A 14,727-nucleotide genomic window follows, 5' to 3' on the forward strand; every position below is an offset into this window, starting at 1 on the left:
GTTAAAATAGCTGTTTTGATCACGAGGCACTTTATGCAGCAGCTGTTACTTATTTACGATGGCGATTGTCCTTTATGCCGAAACTTCGCCGCTGCACAGCGCCTGCAACAACACTTTGGTGAGCTTAGCCTATTCAACGCGCGAGACTTAGCTGAACAAGCTCCGTTGTTATTGGCTGAGTTGCAACACCAGAGGCTGATCATCAACCAGAGTATGTTACTGCGCGTGGATGGACGCTGGTTAAAGGGACCAGAGGTGCTGCAATTGCTGGCGTCACTGAACGAAAGCAGTTGGCGCAACAAACTCTGGTTGTATTGGTTTCAGTCAGCAAGCCGAGCCCGCTTCAGTTATCCACTGCTGCGCTTTGGCCGTAACCTGCTGTTAAAGCTGCTGAAAATTCCGCCTTTGCCTTATTGAAGCTCCAGCATCAGGCTGCCGCGCGCCGGCAATTCCAGCTTGCCTTTGGTGCTGATTGTTTTGCCTGTCAGCACATCAGTAAAACGGGCATTGGCTGGCATCAACTCAGAATAACGACTGAGATCTACAGTTTTGGCTGCGGTATTTTTATTAAAAAACACCCAGACCTGCTTGTTATCCTGATAACGGACATAACTATAAAGACCGTCTAGTGGACTAAAATGTTTCATCTGCCCTTGCTGCAACACAGTAGTGTTTTTGCGGTAATTCGCCAGCGTTTTTACCAGTTGTTGCGCCTGTAGCTGGGCTTTAGTTAAACCTTTACCAGTAAAAGCATTCATAGCATCACCAGCCCAACCGCCCGGAAAATCACTGCGAACTAAACCGTCATCCCGTTGTTTTGGGCTTTGTTTTAAAATTTCAGTACCGTAATACAGCTGTGGAATGCGTGGTGCTGTCAGCAGGTAGATCATCGCCATTTGATACAAGTCTCTGTCCTCATTTAACAAAGAGAACAAACGAGCAGTGTCGTGATTGCCTTCAAACAGCACTAAGTTGGTTGGGTCCGAATAAATTACATCATTGCCCAAAGCTTCATAAAGTTTGATCCAACCTTTATCCCAGGCTTCATCTTCGGTCAGCGCCGCCAACAAAGCGTAATACAGCGGAAAATCCATCATGCTGGGTGTAAAGGACTGGTAACCATCGGCATTCTGTTTGCCCTTCTGCCAGTACGACACCACGACAGGATTCGCACTCCACTCTTCACCGACAATATTAAAATTCGGATACTCCGTCATCAGGCGTTTAGACCAGGCCGTCAAAAAATCTTTATCTGCATAAGAGTAAGTATCTTCGCGAATGCCAGACAACTGAGCATACTCCACCCACCAGACAGAGTTTTGGATCAGATAAGTCGCCAACAGTGGATGACGCTGATTTAAATCCGGCATGCTCTCGACAAACCAGCCGTCGACAAAAGCTTTGGCATCGACTTTTGCAGCGTACGGATCCTGCACTGTAGTGCGGGCATGATTAGTCGGGTGAAAACTCGCGTTATAGTTCAGCCAGCTTTGTTCAGGTAAGTCCTTGATCCACCAGTGATTCGAGCCGATATGATTCACCACTATATCCTGAATCACACCTATACCGAGCTTTTTGGCTTCTGCCACAAAGTTTTTATAATCACTGTTGCTGCCAAAGCGCGGGTCTATCTTGTACAGATCGGTCGCGGCGTAACCATGATAGGAATAAGCCGGGCTGTTATTTTCCGTCAGCGGCTGAGGCCAAATTTGTGTCACGCCCAGTTGCTGCAGATAAGGTAAGGCTTGTTGCATACCAGCAATATCACCACCATGCCGGCCGCCAGGATTCGTCCTGTTCAGTCCTTCGCTTAAGCCTTTGACTTCATCATTGGAGCTGTCGCCGTTGACAAAGCGATCGGGGGTTATAAGGTAAATCAGATCGCTCTGGCGAAACCCCTTACGCTGTGCCGAGCCTGGCTGACGAGCCAATAAGTTGTAGTTATGCCGCGCCAGCACTTTGCCTCTGCCTGTAAATACCAGCTCAAAACTGCCGGGTTTCACATCAGGGCTTAACTCTAAATCGACAAACAGATAGTTGGGATTTTCTACTTTTTGCAGCCCAATAAGTTTGACTCCGGGATAATTCAGTAGCACTTGAGCGTGCTGAATACCTTTGGCATGCACCATCAGTTGCAGCTTAGGCTCTTTCATTCCAGCCCACCAAAATGCAGGTTCCAAATGCTGGATTTGAGTCGCCTGAATTGCAGGAGCCAGCATAATCAGGCTCAGCAGTACTGCCTTTATCGGATAACTCGTTTTCATTGCAATGCCACCTTCAATTTGACCTGCTCCCAGTTTAGTTTCACCCGCACTTGCTGCTTAGCCTCATCAAACCAGGCAGCCCCTGCGACCAGCTCTGATTCCGAATTGACCCATTTCAAGCTTTGGCTACCGACCAGCACTTTCGCAGGCTTCACCCATTGATGGACAACCAGTGTAACCTCACGTTGTTTTGGCATACCGGCATAACCTAAACCTGTGCGGTTCAGCTCCAGTGTCAGGTTATTATGGTTCGCCATAGCGCTAAAGCTCAGCAGCTCATACTGACGGCTTTGTAAGGAGTCAGGCGATACACCGTCATCTTCATACATCTGACCTCTGGCTGTGGTCACGGATTGGTCGTGGTAATAATGCAGTTCCAACTGACGGCTGCTGTAGTCTTTTAAACTTTGCACCGCAGGTACCATAGGCACAAACGAACCAGCCCGAACCAGAACAGGCAAGGTGGTTAAATCGGTCGGTTGCTGAATAGTCTGGCCGCCCTGATAGACTTTACCGGTCCAGTAATCAAACCAGGCGCCTTGAGGCAACTTTACAGATACAGACTTAACACCAGCAGCAGTGACCGGAGTCACTAAAAAAGCATCCCCCCATAAATAGCTGTCTTTGTTGGTAATCAGGCTAGTGTCTGCTTCGTTCTCAAAAAACAGCGGGCGCATCAGCGGCATACCAGTGCTGCTGTTTTGATAGGCCAGCGTATAGTTATAAGGCAACATGCGGTAACGTAATTTCACGTACTCACGCAGAATGTCTTTGGTTTCTTTATCGTGCAGCACAGGCTCTGGCGCTATTTGCTCTTGTGCATGAGGACGATACACGGGTTGGAACACACCGTACTGTAACCAGCGAATATACATTTCTTTATCAAAGACTTCGCCACCGGCAAAGCCACCTAAGTCAGAATGGGTATAGGCCATCCCCAATAAGCCCATTTGCAGTGACAATTCCACCTGCGGCTTTAAACCATCCCAGCTGCGACTGACATCACCAGTCCAGGGGATCATGCCAAAACGTTGTGAACCGGCAAAACCAGAGCGCATCATGATCATAGGGCGCTGTGTGGGCTGCTGAGCTAAACGATTTTGATACAACAGTTCAGCCCAACGATGACCATAGGCATTATGGATTTCATCGGCTGTGCCTATGCTATGAATCGTATCTGATGGATGTACTTCAGGTTCGCCTAAATCACCCCACCATCCTGCCACACCATAATCAGCCAGTTCGTTGTAAATACCCTCAAACCAGGCCGTGCCTTGTGTTGAAAACACATCGACTAAACCCGTGTTACCAAAATAAAAATCAAAGGTTTTCGCCTTACCCGCTAAATCCTGGGCTAATGCATTGGCTTGAACCGCTTCATCCCAGCGTTTAGACGTGCTGAGTACAAAAGGCTCGGTGATCAGAATGGTGTTTACGCCTTTGGCTTTAAAATCGCTAATCATACCTTTAGGGTTGGGAAAGGCTTTTTTATCCCAGGCTAAGTTACCCATATGGCCCTGAATATCAGGCCCAAACCAGTACAAATCCAATACCACGGCATCCAGCGGAAAGTCTTCAGATGCAAATTTATCCACTATGGCGCGGGTTTCGGCTTCGGTGCGATAACCAAAACGCGAGGCGAAGTTGCCAAAAGCCCAGCGCGGTGGCAGAGGTTGCTTGCCAGTCACAGTGACATACTGCTCGATCAGCTTTGGATAAGTAGCTGCTGCCATCACTATGTAAGAGGTGCGGCCTGCGGCAGCTTCAAATTGCAACACGTCTTTTTCTGTTTTACCTAAGTCAACAAAACCATTGGCGCTGTTATCAAACAACACCAGATATTTTTTGCTCGACAGCACGGCAGGTAAACCAAAATACATCTGCTGCGCTTCTGTGGTGTAGCCATAACTGGCCTTGTTATACAAAGGCAAACGCTGACCACGTCTGTCCATGCCGACAACCCGCTGACCTGTGCCTAACAACTTTTCGTCGTCCTGCAGCGCAAAGCGAAAACCACGTAAGGTCTCATGGGCAAAAAAACCTTTTTCTTCGGCCAGAACCAGTTCATTGCCACGGTAGTAACTCAACCGGAAAGGCGCTTTATCGATACGCACTTTCAGATCTTTGCTGGCAAACTCAAGCTGCTGTGGTTGCTCACTCAGCGTAGCGGCAAGCTGTTGTTCTGGCGCAGCCAAAGCAAAAGAAGGCTGTTGTTTCAGACCCGCTTTCTGATACACCACTTCGACGCTGCCTTCACTTTTAAAACTCAAAACCACTGAGTATTCATCAGTTTGAAGCTGCAACTGATTGCCTTGTAAGTGATGAGACTGATAAATAGCTGCCTGCACAAAATGACTGGCGAGCAGCAGGAAAAATACCAAAACAGTCTTTATTTTTTTTGAATATACATCTACAGTACCTGTGTATGACCGGAGTAATTGGCGACCTGCCTACATATCCTTCAGATGACAGCTTTGCAGAAAATCTGCATGTGAGCCCAAACGCTGCGAAGTTAATTGCATCACAGCTTTTAAATTGCTGAGCAAATCTTGTAACTGCTCCTCTTTAAGCGCATTCACCAAAGGATGAGTATCAGTTGGAACAATGCCCTGACCTATAAACACTTGCTGCCATGCCACCTCAGCAAAGAGTTCATCCTGCTCTCTGAAGATCAGGCCAGACGCCGAAAATAAGTCAATTTTTCTGCGTAAAGACTCGGGAATATCCATCGTCTGGTAGTCTTTCCAATACTGACTATCCCCCCTGTTGTTTAGCTTGTAATGCAAGATGATAAAGTCCCGGATTTGTTCAAATTCAACTTTTGACTGGCGATTAAACTCATCTCTGGCCGCATCAGTAATGCCGCTGTGTGGAAAACACTTCAGCAGCCTAAAAACTCCGGATTGAATTAAATGAATACTGGTCGATTCTAAAGGCTCCAAAAAGCCGCTTGATAAGCCGATGCTAACCACATTCCTATTCCACTGCTTTAATCTGCGCCCCGTGCGGAAAGAAATTTTTCGTGGTTCGGCCAAGGCTTTACCATCCAGATTCGACAGCAAGGTTTGTTTCGCTTCGTCATCACTGCAATATTTACTGGAGTAAACAAATCCATTCCCTATCCGGTGCTGCAAAGGAATGCGCCATTGCCAGCCTTTGGGATGAGCTATAGCCTTTGTATAAGGCGTAATAGGCTGCACGGATTCACAAGGCACAGCCAAAGCGCTGTCTGCTGGTAACCAATGTGACCAGTCTTCGAAGCCTGTGTTTAGACTTTTATCAATCAGTAAACTATGGAGTCCTGTGCAATCAACGAATAAATCCCCCTCAACTTCATTCCCAGACGCCAAAGTCAAACGAATAACCTCACCGTTTACAGGATCTAAATGTACTTTTTTAACTGTGCCTTCAATTCGTTTTACGCCCAAAGGCTCACAGAAGCGTCTTAAAAACTGCGCATATAAACCAGCATCAAAGTGATAAGCGTAGGACAAGCCTGGTAGGTTGACGCCTTCTATTCTGGCCAACTTTGCAAAGTTATTTTGTCGTGCTGCCTGATAAGCTAAAGAGAAATCCCAAAAGTCAAAGCCCATTCCCTGCTGCTTACTTTTCAGCCAAAAATGATGGAAATTACAAAATGGGAACTCTTTACCAATGGCGCCAAAGGCGTGCATATAACTGTCACCAGGCTTTCCCCAGTTTTCAAACTGGATCCCTAGTTTAATACTGCCCTGGGTTTCGCGTATAAAAGCTTTTTCATCCAGTCCCAGCGCAGCATTAAAATTAATAATAGGCGGAATAGTAGCCTCGCCAACACCAACTATTCCTATATCATCAGATTCGACTAAAGTGATATTAATGGCTTTACCGAGGACCTTTACCAGTAAAGAAGCGGTAATCCATCCCGCAGTTCCGCCCCCCAGAATCACTACATTTTTAACCGCTTTGGTATTCATAACGACTCCCGCTCAGCATTGCGTTATCTGCAATTCTGCTATTGGAATATCAGATAAAATCTGTCATGGCAGACTCTATAAAAAAGCCCCGGTATGAGGACCGGGGCTTATTCAACACTGCACTAAATTACATTTTGTAGCTGAAACCTAACAGGTAGGTGCTACCATAATCCTGATAATCACGAACCTGGAAAGCGTTACCCTGTAAGGATACAAAAGGCTCTTCTGTTAAGTTCTGACCTTGAAGGAATATAGACAGACCTTCTAAAGAAGCGTAACCCGCATCACCGAAGTCGAAACCAATTTGTGCATCAACAATAGTTTCACCCATGATATCAACCTGTTGAGTGTCAAAACCTCTACCGTAGATGTCACCGCTGAAATCGCTACGTTTACGCATACTGACCCGGGCCTGGAAACCACTTTGCTCATAAAAAGCGGTGTAAGACTGAATATTTTCAGATAAGCCTGGTAATTTATAGTCGTTACCATTTTGATCCGTTATATCCTGATCAACACGAGTGTAGCTGGCAATAACACCAAAACCGTCAAGTACGTCACTAACGACGTTCAATGGCAGAGTGACAGAGAATTCAGCACCCTGTAAAGTACCACCGCCGCCATTGACTTTACCTGAACCGGTAGCTGTTGAAGTTGCAGGAACCTCACCCGTACTAGGGTTCTGAACACCAACCAGATCCACTTCATACTTACCGTCGAAGATCCATTCATTCAAATCTTTCCAGAAGTATGCGATGGAGAAATAACCTTCATCATTGAAGTAATTTTCGTAGGTTAAGTCCAGGCCAATAGCTTCTTTAGGTTCCAGCAGTGGGTTACCACCACTGACTGTCCAGAAATTACCATTCTCATCAGGAGTGGTGCCATAGTTCACTGATAAAGAAGAGTGCATTTCATCCAAACGTGGACGAGATAAAGTTTTTGCAGCACCAAAACGAACACTTTGACTTTCAGCGACATCAAAAGTCAGGTTCAGGCTTGGTAATACATGGCTATAACTGTGATCAATGTCTGTTGGCGAAGTCACAATTAAACCATTTACCGGAGTTGAAGCTGAACCTTGAGAATTTTGTTGGGTATCGACATAACGTAAACCGAAGTTACCTGTCACCGGGATATCACCAATTTCAGCTTCTAAATCTGTTTGCACATAAAGCGCAAGCACATCTTCAGAAACCTTCCAGCTTTTGGTTGCATGGCTTTGGCTCGTCAGACTTTCTCTGGTTAAGGTATAGAACCCATCATTCAATAAGCCGCTTGCGTCATAAGCAACCATATTGCCCATGCCGATGAAGTCTAATGAAACGCTACCTAAACGGTATTGCTCAGGAATAGAAACCGTATTTGGGAAATCTTTCAAAGTCATGAAGTAACCTTCTGACTCTTTGGTTTTCTCACGTTGACGGTAAGACACACCGTAAGTAATTTTGGTCAGAATGCCGGCGTCTTCAACTAACTGGGAAGCAGCAAGTTTAAAAGCATTCAGTTCGTCATCTACAGTTGGAGCATTGATAAAACCATCTTGCGCCATGTCAAAATATTGATCGTCGCTGTCAATAACACCGTCGCCATTCGAATCAGGCACAAACGCATTGTTTAATGCAGCACTCTGACCCCAACTGCGTGGGCCACCCAGTTGGACCAGGTTATAGTCGCTGTAATCCAGGCTAGGAGTAAAGATAGCGCCAGTGTTGCCAGGTCTGAACTCATAGGTCAGATCATCACCCACACCAGCATTATCACCACGACCAGTACCAGCGTAGCTTCAAAGCTCCAGATTTCCCGTTCAACGGATGAGTGGCTCGCATCAAAAACTAAAGACCAGTCATCATTCAGGTCATACTCAACATTAAAACCTAAAGCTGTTAAATCAGCCTCACGGTTTTCCATGTCGTTACGAACGACAAGTTTTTCATCGGTAACAGAACCTTTAGTGACAAAACCTGTTGCAGGGTCAACATCTATCGCTGTTGTGCCGCGGTTGTAACCCCAGGCAAAAGGAATTTCGATACCACGAAGAATTTTTTCATCTTTGAAGTCCACATAAAGTGCATCAAAGGTCATTTTCAATTTGTCGGTAGGCGCTGCTTCCACGACCAATAGTGCAGAATCACGGTCAAGAGTGGACGAACGGACAAACGGCTTAGCACCACCTAAGATCGAATAATTTTCGCCATCAACAGTAAACTCAGGGTAACCCCAAGCGTTCCAACGTTTTTCCTGATTAGGGGAACTCATTTTGGAATAAGCGAATGCGATGCCTACTTTGTCATCAGCAAATTGGTCGATATAAGAGAAAGTGCCACGCGCACCGTTATCATTACCATCAGGGTTCAATTTATCAAAACTGGTCATTTCATACTGACCATTAAACTGAATTGTACGCTCACGACTTAATGGCTTCACTGTTTGCATGTCGATTACGCCAGCAATACCTTCAGCTTCCAAAGTTGCATTTGGAGTTTTATAAACAGTAACACCGCTCATTATTTCTGACGGGTATAAGTCAAACTCTACACCACGGTTATCACCGATAGAAACCTGCTCACGACCATTGAAGGTTGTAGCACTTTCGTTTTCACCGAAACCACGAATACTGACACGACTAGCACGACCATCTAAACGCTGACTGGTTAAACCTGGTAAACGGGAAATTGATTCTGCAATACTCGAATCAGGTAACTTACCGATATCTTCTGCAGAGATAGATTCAACAACGTTTGGTGAGAAGCGTTTAGCATTGATGGACTCAACGATAGAACGACGGAAGCCTTTAATTTCGATAGTTTCAATAGCTGCATCAGCTTTTGCCTTTTCACGGGCTTCTGTAGGTGACAGTTTCGTTTCTTGTTCTTGTGCATAGCTGTACGAACTGATACCTGCAGTCGCAATAGCCATAGTGAGTATGCTTAACTTAAATTTATTCATGCCCTTATCCCCGGATTTGTTTGTTTTTCTGCTTCAGACTTATATCTGCCTGGTTATTGATACTAGTCTGACCATACTAGTTAAACTTATCGTAGCCAATGTTCAACATGAATACGTATTCAACTCCCGTCATGACGCCCCTTTGCAGGGCATTTGCGCGATTTTGCATCCTAATGGTGCAAGCCCCCTACTCAACCGCCTGAGTTATTTGAATGAGTGGGCAACAACCTATGCTCTAACTTAATGCAACCCTAGCCCAATTCATCAAAGTTGCAAATGGATGGACTTTCAGCTTTTCTCGGTTGCGGAATCAAGACGTTACACTGCTTTGGCAGCACATGCTGCTCAGCAGTTATTTTGGGTAGACACAAACAGGCACGGACAGTGAAAAAAGGCCGCAATCAAAGCGGCCTTCTTAATGAACTGACACCCGATACGATGCAGCCTGTTGCTGCAAACGTGCCGCTAACTGAGCCAATGAAGTACTGGCATCGGCGCTGTGAGTAGCGCTGCGGGTCATTTCGCTGATGCTGACACTAAACTCGCTGATATTTTTATTAATATCTTCCGCCACTATGGTTTGTTGTTCAGTCGCGGCAGAAATCTGCACATTCATATCAACTATAGTGCCGACTGCAGACTTGATCTCTTCAAGTACCACACCAGCTTCCTGTGCATTGCTGACACTGCTGCTGGCGTATTGACCCGATTGTGCCATGGCTTGCACCGCCTCGCGGGCCGAAGCTTGTAAAGTATCAATCATCACGCGGATAGACTCTGTGGCTTTTTGGGTATTGGTGGCTAAAGTCCGCACTTCATCTGCAACCACAGCAAAACCACGACCAGCCTCACCGGCACGCGCTGCCTCGATTGCAGCGTTTAACGCCAGTAGGTTGGTTTGACCGGCAATAGTCTGGATCACCGCCAGCACCTGGGTAATTTTCTCTGACTCACCATTGAGTTGTTCAATCACCAGACTGGCGCCATTGACTACTGTGGATAATTGTTCAATAGAACTGACATTCTGGATAACTTTCTGATAGCCCTGCTGGGTTTTCTGATCGACATCATTGGCTTGCTCAGATGTGGCCAAAGCACTGTTCGCGACTTCCTGAATAGCAGCCGACATTTGATTCACAGCTGTGGCTATTAAATTAGCCTGCTGTTCTTGTTCAAAAGCAGTGCCGCTGACCTGAGTGCTGATCTGACTCATTTCTTCTGAAGCGGCCGCAAGTTGTGACACAGCATCCCCCAATTCGGTGAAAAACTGATGGACACGGCTGATCGTTTGATTAAAAGCGGCGGTGGTGACGGCAATTTCATCTGTTCCGGTAATTTGCGCCCGGATCCGTAAATCTGATTGATCTCCAACCACAGAAATGGCCTGTTGCAGCTGATTCAGCGGCTTGTGAATAGAACGATAAATTAACCAGGATAAGGCCCCTAAGCAGATCAATACCACTAACAAGGCTATAACAAAAAGTTGCAGAAAAAACTGATACTGCTCTGCTGCCGTTATTTTAAACTTCTCAGCTTCTACCAGTTGAACATCAATTAACGCAGCCAGTGAGGCACTTAAAGGATCAGCCAGTTGGTATAACTCTGTATTAAAGTCCGGTGCACTGCGCTGTACCAGAGAACCATCACTGATTTGCCGCTGATACTCCTGCAGTTTTTGCCGGAATACTGTCATTTGTTGTTTGGCTTTTTCAGCCAATCCAGCTTCTTCTTGGGTTAAAGTCGTTGCCAGATAAGCCTGCCAGACCTGATCGGCCAGTTGACCTTGTTGCTGCAATTGCTGCACAACGTCTGAAGCGCTTATCACCTCGCCACGGTGTTTATGTAGCAAGTCCACAGAAGTGACAGCATAAGCGTCAGCCACCTGCTTGATTTGTTTTAGCGGCACAACGCGGTCTTGATAAATACTGGTGGCTCCATCACTTAAATGCCCCATTTCCCTGACCGAAATCAAACTGATGGCAATTAATACCAGCAAAGGCACACACACCAACAGTAACAAGCGGATTTTTACCGACATTTGATTTAACATTCAAATGAACCTCACAACAGATCAGTAGCTTAGCGGTTTGACTTTCCTATTGAGCAGAGTCCAAAACGGCCTGCGTCAACGGATGAATACAGCATCGGCTTTGATTCAGTTGTTGCCTTTTACCCGGCTTTTCTGGATCATCGGCAAAGCCCCTCAATTAAAAGAAAGGATTTTGTAATGAGCGATACTTTATTGGCCTCTGTGGCCGGTTTTCCTGAATTTATCAGCTTCTTTTTTCTGGCCATTTTATTAATCATTTTATTTTGTCGTTTTTATACCTGGATCACACCACACGACGAACTGGCCTTAATCAAAGAAAATAACAGTGCAGCAGCTATAGCTTTTGCCGGCGCTTTAATTGGTTTTGCTTTGCCTTTGTCCAGCGCTATTACTCATTCACTGTCCCTGGCTGACTGTGCTATCTGGGGCGCTATTGCCCTGGTGGTTCAAGTACTGACCTTTGCCGTGGTCCGTTTTGCACTGAAACAACTGCCGGAACGTATTAATAAAGGTGAAATAGCCGCTGGTGTATTTTCTGCCGGTTGCTCTATCGCTATAGGTCTGATCAACTCCGCCAGCATGACCTATTAATCTGCACAACTTTTTAAGGAGCCACTGATGAAACAGAAAGTGCTGAAACGCAGTAAAAAAGCAGCTTTAGTGTTGATGGTGCCTACCGCAACTTTTTTAATGGCAGGTTGTGGTCAGGAAGAAGCTGTGCAAACCGCAGCATTTGAAACCGTTGACCAATGTGCCGCTTATTACAATCCGGAGCAATGTAAAGCTGACTTAGGTCAGGCTTTGGCCATGCATACCCAGGTTGCGCCTAAATACACCGACAAAGCTGCCTGTGAAACAGACTTTGGGGTAGGCCAGTGTGAAACTCAGGCCCAGGCAGCAGCGGCTGCCGGAACAGAACAAGTGCCACAACAAGCTCAGGCCTCCAGCGGCGGCTTTTTTATGCCAATGATGATGGGCTTTTTAGCAGGGCAAATGTTAAACCGTTCAGGCTCACAGTTAAAACAACCTGTACAGGCTCAGCCTTTGTATAAATCGAGAGACGATCGCAGCACCTTCCGTACTGCCACCAATACTCCTGTCGCGAAAGGTGTAGGCCCAACTTATATCAAGCCATCTTCAGTACAGCCTAAGCCTGCCGGTGTGGTCAATCGTGGTGGTTTTGGTGCTCAGGCGCAAAAACGCTCCGGTTCAGCCAGCAGTTTTGGTGGTTAACAATCAATGAAAAAAGTAGCTTGTGAAGAGCGCCCCGGCTGGCGCTCTTATGCTGAATCTGTAGGCTTTGAGTTTCATACTTTTGATGGCGAACCTTATTGGGATGAGACCGCTTATTACCAATTTAATCTGCGTCAGATTGAACAGGATTTAGAAGAACCGACCGAAGAGCTGCATCAGATGGCGTTGGGTTTAGTCGACGACGTCATTCGTGATGAGGAAAAGCTAAAGCAGCTCGCCATCCCAGAAAAGTTCTGGGATTTTGTCGCAAACTCCTGGCGCAACAAAGCGCCGTCTTTATATGGCCGGCTGGATTTAGTCTACGACGGCACTGGCCCTGTCAAATTGCTGGAACTGAATTACGACACACCAACGTCGTTATTTGAGACAGGTTTTTTCCAGTGGGTGTGGCTGGAAGATCAGATCATGCGCGGCAAAGTGCCACAAGGTGCCGATCAGTTTAATTCCCTGCAGGACCAGTTAGAGGCCGCTTTTGCCAATCTGCCTTTGGCCAATCCTTTGTATTTTGCATCTGTGGCCAACAGTATCGAAGACAAAGGTACAGTGATGTATCTGATGGATATCGCTAAACAAGCAGGGGTCGACAGCCGTTTTATCGAACTGGAACAGTTGGGTGAAGCCAGTGGTCAGTTAGTCGATCTGGACGGTTACGCCATAGAGGGCTTGTTTAAGCTGTATCCGTGGGAGTTTATGCTGCAGGAAGATTTCGCTTCCGTCATCTTAAGCAGTCAAACTCAATGGCTGGAACCTGGCTGGAAAATGTTGTTGTCAAACAAAGGCATATTGCCTTTGCTGTGGCAAAAATATCAGGGCCATCCGAATTTGCTGGAAAGCCATTTCGAACAACCTGGCCAAAGCTTTGCTGCCGGTTGGGTGCGTAAACCACTGTTTTCCCGTGAAGGCGCTAATGTGGAATTAGTCACGCACTCAGGCGAAAAAATCAGTGAACCAGGCCCGTACGCCGACTCGCCTTTTATCCGTCAGAAGTTACAGCCTTTGCCAAAGTTTGGCGACAGCTACAGCATGATTGGCAGCTGGGTGGTAGGCAACAGCGCGGCCGGTATAGGTATTCGCGAAGACAACTCACTGATCACCAAAGACAGTTCCAGATTTTTACCGCATATTATCCTAGATTAACCAGCAGGCTCAGCACAGACCTCATGCTGAGCCTGATTCAATTCAGCAATACATCCGATTTTTAGGCAGTTGATAAGCTATTTGTTAACGTTGTCTTGATATCAGAATCTCTGTTTTTGCACATTCAGGCACTTAACAGCTTGCAAGCTGCAGCGTCATTTTTGACTGATGACAGGTCGTTTTATAGGCTTGTATTTATGGCGAAACTAAATATCCCCTTACAAAGGATTACATACTTTTACCCCCCTGTTGAAGATCTAATGACGAAAAAAATTTAAAGTGTGCACTTTGGAAACATGACGTAATGGACTTACTCCTTGATACTTAGTGAAGCACAAAAAATACTAGCGGATATTCTTGGCCCCGCTACATACGACGATTTTTTTGACCTCATCGCGGCACAAAAGCCTTTGGTTTTGTTGGGCAGCTCAAATCAGCGCAGAGCTCAACTAGCAGGATTGGATCCCAAGGCTGCCTTGCTAAGCGGTTTCGCAAAGTATGCGCAAAACCTGACCTGTCATATTCAAAAAGCAACAGTACCTCCGCCTGAAGCAAAAGCTGTAGAAAGTGCTGAGGCTTTTGCAGCCTTGATCCGGGAATTTCATCAACGCGATTACACAGTGCGTTTTCCTGATGTCACCGAATTATCTCCAGAATTAAGCCAGTTTACCCGTGCATTAGAATTTGTTTTCCAAAATCCGGCTGGTGTCGTAGTGTTCTGGAGTGAGGGAGGAGCTAAAGCTCCGGTGCACCATGATGAAGTAGATGTCATAGTGATCCAACTGGTAGGCACAAAAAGATGGTTGATTTCCGACGCCACTCCTACGCTGCCAAATCAATGGCGGGGTCTGGGCGAAACATCTGCCGTTATGAACGCCTTTAAAACTTATGATGTCCAACCCGGCGATTTGCTTTATGTGCCCAGGGGCACTGTGCATACCGTAGAGTCAATAAGCGAATCTATCCATCTGTCTATAGGCTTTGTACCTGTCACTCAAAGAGATGCCATCATTGCGGCGCTGGATTTATTGTCTGATTTGGATAAGCCCCTTATATGGACTACCCTGAACTATCAACAGATTTTCTCACACTGGTATAGATGCGCACTTATATACGG

Annotated in this window: 11 protein-coding genes; 5 read left to right on the forward strand and 6 right to left on the reverse strand. The window is 46.2% G+C overall.

All coding sequences use genetic code 11. The annotated features are described in order from the left end of the window. Nucleotides 1-33 precede the first annotated feature (33 nt). The gene (locus tag WH43_RS18355; RefSeq protein WP_053426014.1) at nucleotides 34-417 is read left to right on the forward strand and encodes a DCC1-like thiol-disulfide oxidoreductase family protein; all 384 of its coding nucleotides are present in this window, start codon (nucleotides 34-36) and stop codon (nucleotides 415-417) included. On the opposite strand, the gene WH43_RS18360 is transcribed toward WH43_RS18355, so the two are convergent. The 6 genes from WH43_RS18360 to WH43_RS18380 all read right to left on the reverse strand — a co-directional run bounded on the left by WH43_RS18360 (nucleotide 411) and on the right by WH43_RS18380 (nucleotide 11,219). Beyond that, nucleotides 411-2,264: a glycoside hydrolase family 13 protein gene (locus WH43_RS18360; RefSeq protein WP_053426015.1), complete on the reverse strand. Its 1,854-nt coding sequence runs from the start codon at nucleotides 2,262-2,264 to the stop codon at nucleotides 411-413. The two genes, WH43_RS18355 and WH43_RS18360, sit on opposite strands and share 7 nt — an antisense overlap. Continuing rightward, nucleotides 2,261-4,645, reverse strand: coding sequence for a glycoside hydrolase family 31 protein (locus WH43_RS18365; protein WP_286050009.1), 2,385 nt, complete (start codon nucleotides 4,643-4,645; stop codon nucleotides 2,261-2,263). The genes WH43_RS18360 and WH43_RS18365 overlap by 4 nt, the downstream gene beginning before the upstream one ends. 69 nt (nucleotides 4,646-4,714) lie before the next feature. Further along, nucleotides 4,715-6,220: a tryptophan halogenase family protein gene (locus WH43_RS18370; protein WP_053426017.1), complete on the reverse strand. Its 1,506-nt coding sequence runs from the start codon at nucleotides 6,218-6,220 to the stop codon at nucleotides 4,715-4,717. 127 nt (nucleotides 6,221-6,347) lie between these two features. Next, complete coding sequence (locus WH43_RS20980) at nucleotides 6,348-7,970, reverse strand: TonB-dependent receptor domain-containing protein (RefSeq protein ID WP_286050010.1); 1,623 nt, start codon at nucleotides 7,968-7,970, stop codon at nucleotides 6,348-6,350. Then, nucleotides 7,955-9,169, reverse strand: a complete 1,215-nt coding sequence (locus WH43_RS20985) for a TonB-dependent receptor plug domain-containing protein (RefSeq protein ID WP_286050011.1) — start codon at nucleotides 9,167-9,169, stop codon at nucleotides 7,955-7,957. The genes WH43_RS20980 and WH43_RS20985 overlap by 16 nt, the downstream gene beginning before the upstream one ends. Before the next feature lie 415 nt (nucleotides 9,170-9,584). Then, entirely contained in the window at nucleotides 9,585-11,219 is a 1,635-nt protein-coding gene (locus WH43_RS18380) for a methyl-accepting chemotaxis protein (protein ID WP_053426018.1), read from the reverse strand. A gap of 177 nt (nucleotides 11,220-11,396) precedes the next feature. Here WH43_RS18380 and WH43_RS18385 point away from each other — a divergent pair, with 177 nt between their 5' ends. The 4 genes from WH43_RS18385 to WH43_RS18400 form a co-directional block, all read left to right on the forward strand. Continuing rightward, the gene (locus WH43_RS18385) at nucleotides 11,397-11,810 is read left to right on the forward strand and encodes a DUF350 domain-containing protein (protein WP_053426019.1); all 414 of its coding nucleotides are present in this window, start codon (nucleotides 11,397-11,399) and stop codon (nucleotides 11,808-11,810) included. Nucleotides 11,811-11,837: 27 nt separating this feature from the next. Further along, nucleotides 11,838-12,452, forward strand: coding sequence for a DUF1190 domain-containing protein (locus WH43_RS18390; RefSeq protein ID WP_053426020.1), 615 nt, complete (start codon nucleotides 11,838-11,840; stop codon nucleotides 12,450-12,452). 6 nt (nucleotides 12,453-12,458) lie between these two features. Continuing rightward, complete coding sequence (locus tag WH43_RS18395) at nucleotides 12,459-13,610, forward strand: glutathionylspermidine synthase family protein (protein WP_053426021.1); 1,152 nt, start codon at nucleotides 12,459-12,461, stop codon at nucleotides 13,608-13,610. 317 nt (nucleotides 13,611-13,927) lie between these two features. Then, on the forward strand, nucleotides 13,928-14,727 hold an 800-nt coding region (locus WH43_RS18400), incomplete at its 3' end, for a JmjC domain-containing protein (RefSeq protein WP_286050012.1).

This window comes from Rheinheimera sp. KL1, from assembly GCF_001275035.1.
GTDB classification, from domain to species: domain Bacteria; phylum Pseudomonadota; class Gammaproteobacteria; order Enterobacterales; family Alteromonadaceae; genus Pararheinheimera; species Pararheinheimera tangshanensis.